Genomic DNA, 14,473 nt, shown 5'->3' on the forward strand with positions numbered 1-14,473 from the left:
GTTCCTATCCTGCCGTACGCAGCTCCCGCAGCTTCTCACGGCGTCCGGCCTGTTCCACCGGGTCCGGAACGGGCAGCGAGGCGAGCAGGCGCTGCGTGTACGGATCTTTCGGGGCGCCGAGCACCTCTGCGCTTGTGCCCTCCTCGACGAGCTTGCCGTGGTAGAGCACCGCAATGCGGTCGGCGAGGATATCCACGACGGCGAGGTCATGGCTGATGAAGAGTGCCGCGAAACCGAATTCCCGCTGGAGCTCTGCGAAGAGCTCGAGGACCCGGGCCTGCACCGAGACGTCGAGCGCCGAGGTGGGCTCGTCGGCGATCAGCAGGCTGGGCTCGAGCGCGAGCGCCCTCGCGAGGCTCGCGCGCTGGCGCTGGCCGCCGCTCAGCTCGTGCGGGTACCGGTCACCGTAACTGCGCGGGAGCTGGACGGCCTCGAGCAGTTCGTCGACCCTGGCCCGTGCCTCAGCAGGGTTCTTCGCCCTGCCGTGCACGATGAGCGGCTCCGCGACGCAGTCGGCGATGGTCAGCAGCGGGTTGAAGCTCGATGCCGGGTCCTGGAAGACGAAGCCGATGTCGCTGCGGAACTTCTTGAAGGCGCGTTCCTTGAACCCGTTCATCTGGTGGCCGTGCACGGTCAGGGAACCGTCCGTCACCCGGGTGAGGCCGGCGATGGCGCGGCCGATGGTGGTCTTGCCGCTTCCGCTCTCGCCGACGAGGCCGAGGACCTCGCCAGGGCGGATGCTGAAGCTCACGCCGTCGACGGCGGTGAAGCCGCCGCGGCCCATCCTTCCCGGATACTCGATGCGCAGGTCCTTCGCGACGACGACGGGCGTCTCGGCGGTCCAGCCGGGCGCCCGTGCCGCCGCGCGGTCGGCGGCGTGCACGACGCCCTGGCCGAGGTGCGGAACGGCGGCGAGCAGCTTCTTCGTGTAGTCGTTCTGCGGGGAGGCGAACAGGGTGCGCGCATCCGCTTCTTCGACCACCTTGCCCTGGTACATCACCGCGACCCGGTCCGCGAGGTCGGCGACGACGCCCATGTTGTGGGTGATGAGGACGATCGCTGTGCCGAAGTCGTCGCGGCAACGACGCAGCAGGTCGAGGATCTCGGCCTGCACGGTGACGTCGAGCGCCGTGGTCGGCTCGTCCGCGACGATGAGTCCGGGGTCGAGCACGAGGGCCATCGCGATGACGACGCGCTGCTTCTGTCCGCCGGAGAACTGGTGCGGGAAGTAGTTGACCCGGATCTCAGGGTCGGGGATGCCGACCCTGCCGAGGATCTCGACGGCCTTCTTCTTCGCCTCGGCGCGGCTGAACTGGCCGTGGGCGCGGATGCCCTCCATGATCTGCCAGCCGACGGTGTAGACGGGGTTGAGCGCGGTGGACGGTTCCTGGAACACCATCGAGACGTCGGTGCCGCGGAGCTGGCGGAGTTTCTGCTTGCCGACGGAGATCACGTTGTTCGTGCTCGAGCCGTCCTTGCTGCTGAGGAACACGGCTCCCGATGACGTCGCGGTCTCCGGAAGCAGGCCGAGGATCGTCTTGGCCGTCACGGTCTTGCCGCTTCCGCTTTCGCCGACGATCGCGAGCACCTCGCCGGGCGCGACCCGGAGGCTGACGCCGGCGACGGCGTGCACGGCGCCGGCGTCGGTCGCGAAGGTCACAGTGAGGTCGGTGATGCTGAGCACGTCGGAGCTTCGCGCGGTGCTGGACACGGCTCCGGCGGACTCGGGGGTGGTGGCGGATGCCGCGGTCATGACCGGTCCTCGAATCCTTCGTCGGTGAAGCTGTCTATGTCGGCGTCGATGCCGTCGGCGCCGCCCTCGAGGCCGTCGAGGCCGCCAGGGCCGCCCGTGAGCGTACCGCCGGGGACGACGGACGTCGCCGCGACGACGGAAACAACCTTGCCGACCGAGCGGCGACCGCGGAGGCGCGGGTCGGCGAGGTCGTTGAGGCTCTCGCCGACGAGGGTGATGCCGAGCACGACGAGCACGATCGCGAGACCGGGGAACAGCGAGGTCCACCAGATGCCGCTCGTGACGTCGGAGAGGGCCTTGTTCAGGTCGTAGCCCCACTCTGCTGCGGCGCTCGGCTCGATGCCGAAGCCGAGGAAGCCGAGCCCGGCGAGGGTGAGGATCGCCTCGGAGGAGTTGAGCGTGAAGATGAGCGGCAGGGTGCGAGTGGCGTTGCGCAGCACGTGCCGGAACATGATCCGGCCGTTGCTCGCGCCGAGGACCCTGGCGGACTCCACGTAGGCCTCCGCCTTGATCCGGACGGTCTCCGCGCGGATCACCCGGAAGTACTGCGGGATGAACACGACGGTGATGGAGATGGCCGCCGCGACCACTCCGCCGACAAGGTCGGACTTGCCGCCGGAGATCACGATCGACATCACGATCGCGAGCAGCAGGGATGGGAACGCGTAGACCGCGTCGCAGACGACGACGAGGATGCGGTCGAGCCAACCGCCGAAGTAGCCGGAGACGAGGCCGAGGAACACGCCGGCGAAGATGGAGAGCAGTACCGCGACGACGATCACGAACAGGGCGGTCTGGGCACCCCAGAGGACGCGGGACAGCACGTCGTAGCCGCCGACGGTGGTCCCGAGGATGTGAGCGCCGCCCGGGGCCACCTGGGCGCCGAAGGGGCCGTTCGCGTCACGCAACTGGCTGTAGCCGTACGGCGAAATCACGGGGGCGAAGATGGCGGTGAGCACGAACAGGCCGGTGATGACGAGGCCGGTGACGAGCATTCCCCGCTGCAGGCCCATGCTCTGCTTCACCTGGTGCACGACGGGGAGCCGGTTCCAGAGTGCGGCGAGGCCGCCGCGGCGGACGGGGGCACTGGTGGTGTCTGGCGTGTGGCTCATGGTCAGTACCTCACCCTCGGGTCGATGATCGCGGCGATGATGTCCACGATGAAGTTGGACAGCGCCACGATCACGGCGAGCAGGGCGACGATGCCCTGCACGGCGACGAAGTCACGTGCCTTGAGGAATTCGGAGAGCATGAAGCCGAGGCCCTTCCATTCGAAGGTCGTCTCGGTCAGCACGGCACCGCCGAGGAGCAGGGCGATCTGCAGGCCGATCACGGTGATGATCGGGATCAGGGCCGGCCGGTACGCGTGCTTGGAGACCAGCCGGAACTCGCTCACCCCCCGCGACCGGGCGGCATCCACGTAATCGGTGCCGAGGGTGCCGATGACGTTGGTGCGTACGAGACGGAGGAAGACACCGGCGGTGAGGAGGCCCAGGGCGATCGCCGGGAGCACGGCGTGCGCGAGCACATCCATGAGCACCGCGGGGTTGCCGGTCATGATCGCGTCGATCGTGTAGATCCCGGTCTTGCTGGGCAGGAACTGCATCTGCAGCTCCGAGCCGGTCGTCGCCCGTCCCGCGACGGGCAGGACCTTGAGCCAGACCGAGAAGATCAGCTTGAGAAGCAGGCCGGAGAAGAAGACCGGGGTGGCGTAGCAGAGGATCGCGAAGATCCGGAGGGAGGCGTCCTGGCCCTTGTCGCGGAAGTACGCGGCCACCATGCCGAGCGGGATGCCGACGATGAATGCGACGAGGAGCGCGTAGAACGCGAGCTCAGCCGTGGCGACGCCATAGGTGAGGAGGACGTCGACGACGGGCTTGTTCGTGCTGATCGTCGTGCCGAAGTTGCCGGTGAAGATCTGGCCGAGGTACTCGAAGTACTGGACCAGGATCGGCCGGTCGTAGCCGGCGGCGTGGATGCGTTCGGCGAGCTGGTCGGCGGTGAGGCGGCCACCGAGGGCAGCCGTGATCGGGTCGCCGGTCGCGCGCATCAGCCAGAAGACCATGGAGACGAGGATGAAGATCGTCGGGAAGATGAGCAGGAAGCGGACCGCGATGTAACGACCGATGCCCCCGCCGGGGGAGGTTCGTTTGCGCCGGATTCCCTGGGGGGCGGTCGGGCGCGCTGCCACTGTTGTCATCACTGCCTATCGATCGAGAATTGAAAGGGGGCACCCAGCGCTCTGGCTGAATGCCCCCGGTTACAACTGGTGAAACAGGCCGGACTTAGCCCTTCTTCAGCGCCGCGTAGCGGAACTTGAAGGATGCGTCGAGCGTGTCGGTGGTTCCGGTGACCGTGGTCCCGGTGACGGCGACCTGGGCACCCTGGAGGAGGGGCAGGGTCGACAGCTGGGCTGCGACCTTGTCCTGGATCTCCTCGATGAGCTTGGTACGGGCGTCCTTGTCGGTCGTGACGGCCTGCTGCTTGATCAGGTCGTTGACGACAGAGTCGCTGTAGTGGTTTCCGACGAAGTTACCATCGGCGAAGAACGGCGTCAGGTAGTTGTCCGCGTCCGAGTAGTCCGGGAACCAGCCGAGCTGGTAAGCGGGGTATGCGTCCTTCACGCGCTCCTTGGAGTACGTGACGTACTCGGTCGAAGCCAGGTTGACCGTGAAGAGGCCGGAGGCGTCGAGCTGGTCCTTGACGAGCGCGTATTCATCGCTCGAGCCGGGGCCGTAGTGGTCGGTGTTGTACTGCAGGTTGAGGGCGACAGGGCTCGTGATGCCGGCGGCTTCGAGCGTTGCCTTGGCCTTCGCCTTGTCGGGTCCTCCGTTGCCGTCGCCGTAGAGGCCCTTGAGGGACTCGGTGGCACCGGTCATGCCGGCCGGAACGTAGGAGTAGAGCGGCGTGTACGTGCCCTTGTAGACCTGCTTGGCGATTTCGGCACGGTCGACGAGGTCGGCGACGGCCTGGCGCACGGCGAGCGACTTGGCCGGGTCGGCCTCGGGCGTCTTGGCGCCGAACGGCTGGGTGTCGAAGTTGAAGACGATGTAGCGGATCTCTCCGCCGGGTCCGTCGACGACCTTGACCTTGTCGTTGCCGCGCAGGTCATCGATGTCCGTCGACGACAGGCTGCGGAAGGCGACGTCGATATTGCCTTCCTGCACATCGAGCTTGAGGTTCGACGCGTCGGCGTAGTACTTCACGTTGACGACATCCGACTTCGCCGCGCCGAGGTTGCCCTTGTAATCCTTGTTGGCCTTGTACCCGATGAGGTTGTTGAAGTCGTAGCTCGTGATGACGTACTGGCCTGCGAAGGCGTTCGCCTTCACGATGTCGGCATCGGGCGTGATCGCGGTCGCCGAGAAGGTCTCCTCGTCGACGATCACGCCGGCAGGGCTCGACAGGATCTGCGGGAAGACCTGGTCGTTCGCGGCCTTCAGGGTGAAGACGACGGTGGTGTCGTCCGGAGCCGCGACGCTCGCGAGGTTGTACAGCAGGGTCGACGGGCCGTTGGCGTCCGCGATCGACAGCTGGCGGTCGAAGCTGAACTTCACGTCTGAAGACGTGAGCTTGTGACCGTTCGCGAAGACGAGGTCGGGCTTGAGCGTGACCGTGTACTCGGTGGGGGTCGTGAACTCGGCCTTGGTCGCGATGTCCGGCGTCACATCGGCGGTGCCGTATGCGCTGTTCATCAGGAACGGGAAGACCTGGTTCATCACGGCGAACGAGCCGTTGTCGTACGAGCCGGCCGGGTCGAGCGTCGTGACCTTGTCGGTCGTGCCGATCAGGAGGGTGCCTCCGGCGCTTGCGGTGGTGCCGCCTGCCGAGCAGCCGGCGAGGACGAGCGCGGAAGCGGCGACGAGCGCCAGTCCCCCGATCAGCCTGGTGCGCCTGGTGGGTGAAAATGCCATGTGCGTGAGCCTCTTTCTCTCGAAATGCGGCAGAGGCGGCATGCGAGGGAGCCGCACCTCTGCATTGCTGTACCGAAAGGAATATCACGAAAAACGCAGTTTGCCCGAATTCTCGCCAGAATATTTACCTAGCTGCAACACGCGAGGTGTGCTCAGTTACTCATCCCTCAGGTTGCGCCGCTCGAGTTCGACCCGCATGAGTTCACGCTGCAGCGCCGTGTACGGCACACGGTCGGTGGGGTCAGCACGCTGCAGCCGGCCGAGCAGCTCGGCTTTCTGGCGGAGGAAGTCCCGGTCGATGAGCGCGACGGTCACGTCGCGCACGTAGCGTTCGACTTCGCGTTCGGTGCGTTCGGGAAGCGGCGCCATCGCCAGGTCGGTGACCAGGTTCTGCAGGGAAACCGGTACGTCCGCGACAACGCGCTCGATCCAGTCCGGCGCCGAGAGGGTATCCAGGTTCGCCGCGATCGCGTCACGCACGACAGCGAGGGACTGGTGGGAGAATCCCGTCTGCACCGCCCGCTGCAGCAGTTCGACACCGACGAGGGCAGGACGCTGGAGCATGGCCATCAGCCCGTCGCGTTCCAGTCGGGTGACCGGGTCCGTCGGCAGTTCGACCATCGAGAACGGGCGTTCGCGCGCGGGCTCGCCGGTCTCACCGCCTCGGGCGGCGGCGGATGTCCCCGGCGCGGTGCGTGAGCGGCTGAGCGCGGCCGAGACGGCCCGGCCGACCTCGCCGAGCTCCATGCCGAGCATCCGGGCGAGCTCGTGCGTATAGCCCGGCCGGAGGGCGGGGTCGCGAATATCGCTCACGAGCGGGGCCGCCGCCCGGAGTGCGGAGACCCGCCCTTCGACAGTCTCGAGGTTGTACTGGGCGAGCAACTGCCGGATCATGAACTCGAACATCGGCTTCTTGGACTCGATCAGCCGTTGCACGGCCCCATCGCCCTTGTGCAGCCGCAGGTCGCACGGGTCGAGGCCCTCCGGGGCGACGGCGACGAAGGTCTGCGCGGAGAAACGCTGCTCCTCGCTGAACGCGCGGACGGCGGCCTTCTGGCCTGCGGCATCCGGGTCGAAGGTGAAAACGACCTCGCCGACACCGCTGTCGTCGCCGAGGACCCGGCGGAGGACCTTGATGTGGTCGACTCCGAAGGAGGTTCCGCAGGTCGCGACGGCGGTCGTCACCCCGGCCAGGTGGCACGCCATCACGTCGGTGTACCCCTCGACGACGACGACCTGGTGGCTGCGGGAGATGTCCCGCTTCGCGAGGTCGAGCCCGTAGAGCACCTGCGCCTTGTGGTAGATCGGGGTCTCCGGGGTGTTCAGGTATTTCGGGCCCTTGTCGTCGTCGAGGAGCTTGCGCGCCCCGAAGCCGATCGTCTGGCCGGTGATGTCGCGGATGGGCCAGACCAGCCGGCCGCGGAAGCGGTCGTAGACGCCGCTCGATCCCTCCCGGCTCGACACCAGTCCGGCGAGGGTCAGCTCCTCATCGGAGTAGCCGCGACCACGGAGGTGTTTGGTCAGTTCGTCCCAGCTCTTCGGGGCGAAGCCGATCCCGAACCGGGTCGCCGCGTGGGCGTCGAAGCCGCGTTCGCCGAGGAATGTTCGGCCGACGGCGGCCCCTGCGCTGCCGAGCTGCTCGACGAAGAAGTCGGCGGCGGCCTGGTTGGCCGCGTAGAGCCGCGCGCGGTTGGTGTGGTCCGGCGCATCCGCCCCGCCGCCCTCGTAGTGCAGTTCGAGGCCGACCCGGCCAGCGAGTCGTTCCACGGCCTCGCTGAAGGTGACGTGGTCCATCTTCTGCAGGAAGGAGTAGACGTCGCCGCTCTCGCCGCAACCGAAGCAGTGGTAGAAACCGACCTGCGGGCGGACGTGGAAGCTCGGGCTGCGTTCGTCGTGGAAGGGGCACAACCCCTTCAGGGAGCCGACGCCGGCCGACTTGAGGCTGACGTAGTCGCCGACGATGTCGGCGATATTGGTTCGGGCCTTGACCTCTTCAATGTCGCTTTGTCGAATCAGGCCTGCCATAGCTGAATGTTATCCCGCCGCACGCCCGACTTCGGCACGGGCCGGGTTCTGCACAGGCTCAGTTCTGGATCAGGCGTTCGTACCACGCGAGCGCGGACTGGTCGGTGAGGCTCGCGACCTGGTCGACGACGACGCGCTTGCGGGCGGCATCGTCCGCGGCGGCGTGGAAGTCTTCCTTCGAGCCGGCGTCGAGGTGTTCGTCGCCGGTGGCGAGCAACCGGTCGGCGAGCAGCGTCAGGACCTGGCGCTGCTGCTGGTAGATCGGCTGCCGGGTGTTCTTCGACATCACGAATGCAGCGACGACGCCCTTGAGCACGGCGATCTCGGCTGCGATATTCGGCGGCACCACGACGTGGGCGCCGAAGCGCGCGATGCGCTCGGCCGGGTAGGCCTGGCGGGTGGCATAGACGGCTGCTCCGGAGAAACGACCGATGAGCTGGCTCGTCAGGTTCTTGAGCCGACCCTGGTCACGCCGCCCTGCCGTCCAGCCGCGCAGCCAGGAGTCGAGGGCGCCGAGGCGGTCGTATGCCGCCGCGAGGTCGGCGTGGGAGACGGCGCCGCCGATCCAGGCGTGCATCGAGGAGACGAGCTCGGTGCTCGCGCGGCCGTTCAGGGCGGCGAGGTCGAGGTAGCCGTTGACGACGGCATCCTCGAAGTCGTGCACGGAGTACGCGATGTCGTCGGAGAGGTCCATGACCTCGGCTTCGATGCACAGCATCCGGTCGGGGGCGTCGGTGCGCATCCACGCGAAAGCGGGCAGGTCGTCGGGGTAGTACCCGAATTTGGCGCGGCCGCTCGGGTCGGACACGGATTCGCCGGCGGGCCACGGGTACTTGCAGCTCGCGTCGAGGCTCGCGCGGGTGAGGTTGAGCCCGTAGCTGCGGCCGTCGGGGCCGAAGACCTTCGGTTCGAGCCGGGTGAGCAGGCGCAGCGTCTGGGCGTTGCCCTCGAACCCGCCGATGTCGAGGGACCAGGCGTTGAGCGCCTTCTCGCCGTTGTGGCCGAACGGAGGATGCCCGATGTCGTGCGCGAGGCAGGCAGTGTCGACGACGTCGGGGTCGAGGCCGAGGCGTTGGGCGAGCTCGCGTCCGATCTGCGCGACCTCGAGGGAGTGGGTGAGCCGGTTCCTGGCGAAATCGAGTCCGGCGGTCGGGCTCAGCACCTGGGTCTTTGCGGCGAGGCGGCGGAGGGCGCTCGAGTGCAGCAGCCGGGCGCGGTCGCGCGCGAAGTCGCTGCGGCGTGAGCTGTGTTCCTCCGGGAAGTAGCGTTCCTCGTCGAAGCTCGTGTACCCCGATCGGTTAGCCACCGCTGGTGTCCCCTTCGCCCTCGGTGAGCCGGGCGCGTTCGGAGCCGACGAGTTCCTGCGAGTCGAGCCAGTGCTCGGGCAGGCTGGTCTTCTTGGGGCTGCCTGCCCGGCCGCGGGGACCCTCCGCGCCGATGCCCGGGTACTCCTGGGTCGGGTCGAGGGTGCCGAGAAGGTCGTCGAGCTGGGCGAGGGAGACCACGGAGGCAAGGCTGGCCCGCAGTTCGCCGCCGACCGAGTAGCCCTTGAAGTACCAGGCCACGTGCTTGCGCACGTCGCGGCAGGCACGTTCCTCGCTGTCGAAGAATTCGGTGAGCAGTTCGGCATGCCGACGGAAGGTGTCTGCCACGACGCCGAGGTTCGGCTGGATGAGTGCGGCCCCGGCACCCTCTGCCGGACCGAAGGCCGCCGCGAGATCGCCGAACAGCCAGGGCCGGCCGAGGCAGCCTCGGCCGACGACGACGCCGTCGCAGCCGGTTTCCGCGACCATGCGAACCGCGTCCTGGGCCGACCAGATGTCGCCGTTGCCGAGCACGGGGACACTCGTGATGGCCTGCTTGAGGGTCGCGATCGCCGTCCAGTCCGCCTGCCCGGAATAGTAGTCGGACGCCGTGCGCGCGTGCAGTGCTATGGCGGAAACGCCGGCGCCTTCTGCTGCCCTCGCTGCCTCGAGGTAGGTGAGGTGGTCGGAGTCGATGCCCTTGCGCATCTTGATCGTGACCGGAACGGCGCCTGCCGCGTTCACCGCGGCCTCGACGATGCTCCGAAAGAGGCCGAGCTTCCAGGGCAGGGCGGCTCCGCCGCCCTTGCGCGTCACCTTGGGGACCGGGCAGCCGAAGTTGAGGTCGATGTGGTCTGCGCGGTCCTCGGAGACGAGCATCGTGACAGCTTCGCCGATGGTCTTCGGGTCGACCCCGTAAAGCTGGATGGAGCGGGTGGTCTCACTCTCGTGGTGGTCGATGAGGCGCATCGAGCCCGGGGTGCGCTCGACGAGCGCGCGCGAGGTGATCATTTCACTCACATAGAGCCCGGCGCCGAATTCCCGGCAGAGCCGGCGGAACGCGGTGTTGGTGATGCCGGCCATCGGTGCGAGGACGACGGGCACGTCGAGCGTGAGCGGGCCGATCCGCAGCGCGGGGACCGGCGACGGGTCCGTGCGCGAAGCGGTGAGTTCAGGAGTCATTGGTTCAATTCTCCCAGATGCGGGCGGCCCTGCTGACCCGTAGGAGCGACCCGCACCGATCGAGGCCTAGATTCCGCAGGAATCGCCCTCGCAGCTCCCGGCGCCGGACTGGCCGAGGAGCTGGATGAACGGGGTGACGCGCGGTGCCGGGGCCGCGGCGACGGGGACGGCGCTGGCATCGGTCATCAACGGTCCTCCCCTGCTGCTGCGGTCGTTCCTGCGGCCTCGTTCTGGTCGGCCTGGGCCTGGCGGAGTGCGCCGGCGAAGGCCTCGGGGTCCTGGGCCCCGGAGATGCCGTACTTCCCGTCGATCACGAAGAACGGGACGCCCTGGATTCCGTAGGCATTTGCCTGGGCTACGTCCGCCTTCACGTCGGCGAGATAGTCGTGGGCGGTCAACGCGCGGACGACATCCGCTCGGTCGAGTCCGATTTCGGCGGCGAGGTCCGCGAGGTCTTCGATGCGACCGACGTGCCTTCCGTCGACGAAGTAGGCCTTGAGCAGGCGTTCCTTCATGTCGAGCTGGCGACCGTGGGCCTTGGCGTAGTGCAGCAGCTCGTGGGAGATGACGGTGTTGGTCTGGTGCACCGAGTCGTAGTCGTAGTGCAGGCCGACGCTCTCAGCGATTCCAGTCACGCGGGCGAGCATCTCGGTGACCTGGGCGACGGGGATACCCTTGCGCTCGCTCAGGTAATCGATGGGACTGCCGGCGAAGTCGACCGGGGTATCGGGGGCCAGCTCGAAGCTGTGGTATTCGACCTCGACCGAGCCGTCGAAGAGGGCGGCCCCTGCCTCGAACTTGCGCTTTCCGATGTAGCACCAGGGGCACTGCACGTCGGACCAGATGTCGACCTTGATAGTTTCGCTCACACCCGGTCCAAGCCGCCGGTCCCCCGATCTATTCCCCCTGCCGCGTGAGTGGATCAAACGCTTGGGGTGTCGACCGCCCCGCCGTAGCGGCGGTTGCGGGCGGCGAAGAGCTCGATGGCATGCCACAGCTCCGCCCTGCCGAAGTCAGGCCAGAGGGTGTCGAGGAAGACCATCTCGGCGTATGCGCTCTGCCAGAGCAGGAAGTTGCTCGTGCGCTGCTCCCCCGAGCTCCGCACGAAAAGGTCGACGTCCGGGAGGTCTGCCGTGTAGAGCTGGCGCTGGATCGCCTTCTCGGTGATTCCGGAAGGCTTCAACCGGCCGGCGGCGACCTCCTCGGCCAGCGCGCGGACGGCATCCGTGATCTCGGTGCGCCCGCCGTAGTTGACGCACATCGTCAGGGTGAGTCCGGTGTTGCCCGCCGTGAGGCGCTCGGCGTACTGCAGTTCGTTGATGACGGATGCCCACAGGCGCGGCTTGCGGCCAGCCCAGCGCACGCGCACGCCCCAGTCGTTGAGCTGGTCCCGGCGCCGGTGCAGCACGTCCCTGTTGAAGCCCATCAGGAAGCGGACCTCGTCAGGGGAACGTTTCCAGTTCTCCGTCGAGAAGGCGTAGACACTCAGGTGCTTGACGCCGATCTGGATGGCGCCGGCGACGACGTCGAGGAGCGCGGCCTCGCCGGCCTTGTGGCCTTCGACCCGCGGGAGTCCGCGCGCGTTCGCCCAGCGGCCGTTGCCGTCCATGACGATCGCGACGTGCTCGGGAACGACCTTCGCCGGCAGCGCCGGCGGGTACTGGCCGGTCCAGTCGAGCGGTCGGAACGGCATGGCGTCCTTGTGCGTGAACGGCTTCGGGGCGAAGGGATTCAGCGAGCTGGGCTTCGGGGTCATCGACTGACGTGCTCCAAGGATCGGAGGCCCCGGCCGAGGTGCCACTGCGTGTATGCGGCGACGACTCCGTTGGCCTGGTTCCTGGTCTGCTCTGGCATGGATTCGGCCTGGTCCCAGTCCCCGGCGAGCAGGGAGCCGAGGAGCAGGATGGTCGCCTTGTCCAGCCGGGGCGACCCGGGGGCCGCGCAGTCGTCGCAGACGATTCCGCCGACTTGCACGACGAGCGCGGAGTGATCGCCGAGTGCGCCGCAGCGCGCGCAGCCCTGGAAGCTCGGCGCCCAGCCGGCCATCGACAGGGCACGCAGCAGGTAGGAGTCGAGGGTGAGGCTCGCGCCGTGTTCCATCCGGGAGAGGGAGCGCAGGGCCCCGACCAGGAGCAGGTACTGCTGCAGGGACCCCTCGGCCTCCGTGAGCTTGTCTGCGGTCTCGACCATGGCGCTCGCCGCGGTGTAACTGGCGTAGTCGCCGGAGATCAGGGCGCCGTATGAGCCGATCGACTCGGCCTGGGTGACGATGTCGAGACTGCGGCCCTCGTAGAGCTGCACATCCGCCACCATGAACGGTTCGAGCCTGGCCCCGAATTTGGAGGCCGTGCGGCGGACGCCTTTGGCGACGGCACGGACCTTGCCGTGCTGGCGGGTGAGCATGGTGACGATCCGGTCGGCTTCACCCAGTTTGTGGGTGCGCAGCACGACGGCTTCATCACGGTAAACAGGCACGTCCTATTCTCCCACCCGAGCGGGCTTTGTGGGTCCGGTCCCGGCCGACGCGCCGGTCGAGCGGTTCCTGCCTCCACGCGCCTGTCGACGGTCAGGAAACCCCGCGGCGGATGGTTTCATTGGAGGGTGCCTCCCATCCTGTTCACGATCCCGCTCTGGATCGACCTGACGGCGGTCGCCATCGGCGCGATCCAGGGGGCCATGTTCGCCGGGCGATTCACCGATCGCCGCTTCGACCTGCTCGGCATTGCGATCATCGGTGTCACTGTCGGCCTCGGCGGCGGACTCCTGCGCGATATCCTGCTCGGCGGGGTGCCCGCTGCCCTGCAGAGCAACTGGTACCTGCCGATCGCAGGCGGATCCGCTCTCCTGGGCATGCTGTTGCAGAGCCTCTTCAACCGCCTCGGCCCGTTCATCATCGCGCTCGACGCTGTGACGATCGGCCTGTTCGCCGCTCTCGGGACGAGCAAGGCGCTCGCGCACGGCCTCCCGGAGATTCCGTCGCTGTTCGTGGGCGTGATCACGGCCGTCGGCGGCTCGGCGCTCCGGGACATGATGCTCAACGTTCCGATCGCCGTCATGCACGTCGGTTCGTTCTACGCCATGGCCGCCGGATTCGGTAGCGCGCTCCTCGTCGTGCTTTTCGAACTGCACGTGGACATCACCATCGCCGCGATCGCCTGCGTGATCGTGACCACGGTGATGCGGATCCTCGCGGCCCGGTACGGCTGGAGCCTGCCAGAACAGCGTGCGATCGGCAGCTGGCCGCGTTGGCGGCGTCGCGTGCGCCCCGCAACGCTCCGCCGCCGTCGCACCCACGACTGAATCCCCCGACCAGGTCCGGAGCTCGGAATTCCGCGGCACCGCAGCTGCAGGGCGGGAATGTGCGGGAGTTGGGCCCACCCAGACGGCGTGGGAGGGACGGAGAAATCGGCGGGATTCCCTCTCGCATTTGTGGGCCCGCGGGGAGACACTAGTGAGGAGTACTCACTTGTCTGGAGGATCCATGAATATGCTGAAGGGCAACTCGCCCGATCCGATGCCGGTGCCCAGCCTGATGCCGGTCCTGTCCCGCGGCAAACACCGCACGCCGCGCTCCGGTGCCTGCTTCATGGAGTTCGCGTCCTACCTCGCAGGCGAAGCGTGGAGTGACCATCCGGCGTGCACGCACCCCCTGGTCGCCTCCCTCGCCCGCATGGTCAACGACTGCACCTCGGACAGTTCCCGGGCCCGCCTGGTGCCCCTGATCCCGTCGGTCATCGGCCTCAAGGGCGACAACCCCCGGGTGCGGCTACTGATCGCGGTCAGGGCCGCGACCGCGGCGCTTCCCGTGAGCAGCTCGGATCACCAGCGTGCGCTTGCCGTCGGGATCCTGAATTGCGAGCGCCAGCTGGAGGGGCTCGATGGCGAGTTGCCCGAAGGACTCGAGGCCCGTATCCGCACCGCGTTCGACGCGGCGCCGGAGACCGAGCGGTGGGCGCGCGAGTTCATCTCCTCCATGGGGGCATGGTCGCGTACCAAGTTCACCGATCGCACGGCGGAGACGATCATCCGGGTCTCGGTTCAGGGTATTGCTGAGGCATGCACCCCGAATCCCGACGACCGCCTGTTCGAGTTGCTGTCCGGGGTGATCGACGATGCGACGCGTGTGCTTGTTTCGACGCAGCCGGCGCAGATGGCGACGTCGGTAGTCGAGCGACCGGCCGAGACACGTCCCGCAGGGGTGCGTGTTCACAGCTGAATCCGGAAGGAAACCAGCCCTTCGGATGTGCAGTTGAACGCAGTTAAGAAACCACAGCGATCGGGGCGATCCGCCGTTG

12 protein-coding genes are annotated in these 14,473 nt (G+C 67.7%); 2 read left to right on the forward strand and 10 right to left on the reverse strand.

Annotation, left to right across the window (positions count from 1 at the left end; genetic code table 11):
- Positions 1 to 4: 4 nt before the first annotated feature.
- The 10 genes from E3O50_RS05045 to recO form a co-directional block, all read right to left on the reverse strand.
- Positions 5 to 1,753: an ABC transporter ATP-binding protein gene (locus E3O50_RS05045; protein ID WP_134558460.1), complete on the reverse strand. Its 1,749-nt coding sequence runs from the start codon at positions 1,751 to 1,753 to the stop codon at positions 5 to 7.
- On the reverse strand, positions 1,750 to 2,865 hold the full coding sequence (locus tag E3O50_RS05050; RefSeq protein WP_134558461.1) for an ABC transporter permease: 1,116 nt from the start codon (positions 2,863 to 2,865) through the stop codon (positions 1,750 to 1,752). Before E3O50_RS05050 ends, E3O50_RS05045 begins: the two co-directional genes overlap by 4 nt.
- Before the next feature lie 2 nt (positions 2,866 to 2,867).
- Positions 2,868 to 3,953 (reverse strand): ABC transporter permease, encoded by a 1,086-nt coding sequence (locus E3O50_RS05055; protein WP_134446034.1) that lies wholly within the window; start codon positions 3,951 to 3,953, stop codon positions 2,868 to 2,870.
- 85 nt (positions 3,954 to 4,038) lie between these two features.
- Positions 4,039 to 5,667: an ABC transporter substrate-binding protein gene (locus tag E3O50_RS05060; protein ID WP_134558462.1), complete on the reverse strand. Its 1,629-nt coding sequence runs from the start codon at positions 5,665 to 5,667 to the stop codon at positions 4,039 to 4,041.
- 156 nt (positions 5,668 to 5,823) lie between these two features.
- Positions 5,824 to 7,692: a DNA primase gene (dnaG, locus tag E3O50_RS05065; protein ID WP_134446036.1), complete on the reverse strand. Its 1,869-nt coding sequence runs from the start codon at positions 7,690 to 7,692 to the stop codon at positions 5,824 to 5,826.
- A 58-nt stretch (positions 7,693 to 7,750) separates the two neighbouring features.
- Complete coding sequence (locus tag E3O50_RS05070; RefSeq protein WP_241975263.1) at positions 7,751 to 8,998, reverse strand: deoxyguanosinetriphosphate triphosphohydrolase; 1,248 nt, start codon at positions 8,996 to 8,998, stop codon at positions 7,751 to 7,753.
- The gene (dusB, locus tag E3O50_RS19585; protein WP_134558464.1) at positions 8,991 to 10,178 is read right to left on the reverse strand and encodes a tRNA dihydrouridine synthase DusB; all 1,188 of its coding nucleotides are present in this window, start codon (positions 10,176 to 10,178) and stop codon (positions 8,991 to 8,993) included. Before dusB ends, E3O50_RS05070 begins: the two co-directional genes overlap by 8 nt.
- Before the next feature lie 185 nt (positions 10,179 to 10,363).
- Positions 10,364 to 11,047 (reverse strand): DsbA family oxidoreductase, encoded by a 684-nt coding sequence (locus E3O50_RS05080; RefSeq protein WP_134446039.1) that lies wholly within the window; start codon positions 11,045 to 11,047, stop codon positions 10,364 to 10,366.
- 53 nt (positions 11,048 to 11,100) lie between these two features.
- Positions 11,101 to 11,934: an isoprenyl transferase gene (locus E3O50_RS05085; protein ID WP_134446040.1), complete on the reverse strand. Its 834-nt coding sequence runs from the start codon at positions 11,932 to 11,934 to the stop codon at positions 11,101 to 11,103.
- On the reverse strand, positions 11,931 to 12,653 hold the full coding sequence (gene recO / locus E3O50_RS05090; RefSeq protein WP_134446041.1) for a DNA repair protein RecO: 723 nt from the start codon (positions 12,651 to 12,653) through the stop codon (positions 11,931 to 11,933). Before recO ends, E3O50_RS05085 begins: the two co-directional genes overlap by 4 nt.
- Positions 12,654 to 12,779: 126 nt before the next feature.
- On the opposite strand from recO, the gene E3O50_RS05095 reads away from it, so the two are divergent.
- Both E3O50_RS05095 and E3O50_RS05100 read left to right on the forward strand, forming a co-directional pair.
- Positions 12,780 to 13,478, forward strand: a complete 699-nt coding sequence (locus E3O50_RS05095) for a TRIC cation channel family protein (RefSeq protein ID WP_134446042.1) — start codon at positions 12,780 to 12,782, stop codon at positions 13,476 to 13,478.
- 181 nt (positions 13,479 to 13,659) lie between these two features.
- The gene (locus E3O50_RS05100; protein ID WP_198413475.1) at positions 13,660 to 14,394 is read left to right on the forward strand and encodes a hypothetical protein; all 735 of its coding nucleotides are present in this window, start codon (positions 13,660 to 13,662) and stop codon (positions 14,392 to 14,394) included.
- Positions 14,395 to 14,473 lie beyond the last annotated feature (79 nt).

The sequence above is a fragment of the Cryobacterium sp. MDB1-18-1 genome, from assembly GCF_004402735.1.
In the GTDB taxonomy this organism is placed as follows: domain Bacteria; phylum Actinomycetota; class Actinomycetes; order Actinomycetales; family Microbacteriaceae; genus Cryobacterium; species Cryobacterium glucosi.

Coding starts and splice junctions, on each gene's coding strand:
- E3O50_RS05045 (WP_134558460.1), bottom strand. CDS start 1,753: ATGACCGCGGCATCCGCCACCACCCCCGAGTCCGCCGGAGCCGTGTCC.
- E3O50_RS05060 (WP_134558462.1), bottom strand. CDS start 5,667: ATGGCATTTTCACCCACCAGGCGCACCAGGCTGATCGGGGGACTGGCG.
- E3O50_RS05055 (WP_134446034.1), bottom strand. CDS start 3,953: ATGACAACAGTGGCAGCGCGCCCGACCGCCCCCCAGGGAATCCGGCGC.
- E3O50_RS05100 (WP_198413475.1), top strand. CDS start 13,660: ATGAATATGCTGAAGGGCAACTCGCCCGATCCGATGCCGGTGCCCAGC.
- dnaG (WP_134446036.1), bottom strand. CDS start 7,692: ATGGCAGGCCTGATTCGACAAAGCGACATTGAAGAGGTCAAGGCCCGA.
- dusB (WP_134558464.1), bottom strand. CDS start 10,178: ATGACTCCTGAACTCACCGCTTCGCGCACGGACCCGTCGCCGGTCCCC.
- E3O50_RS05050 (WP_134558461.1), bottom strand. CDS start 2,865: ATGAGCCACACGCCAGACACCACCAGTGCCCCCGTCCGCCGCGGCGGC.
- E3O50_RS05085 (WP_134446040.1), bottom strand. CDS start 11,934: ATGACCCCGAAGCCCAGCTCGCTGAATCCCTTCGCCCCGAAGCCGTTC.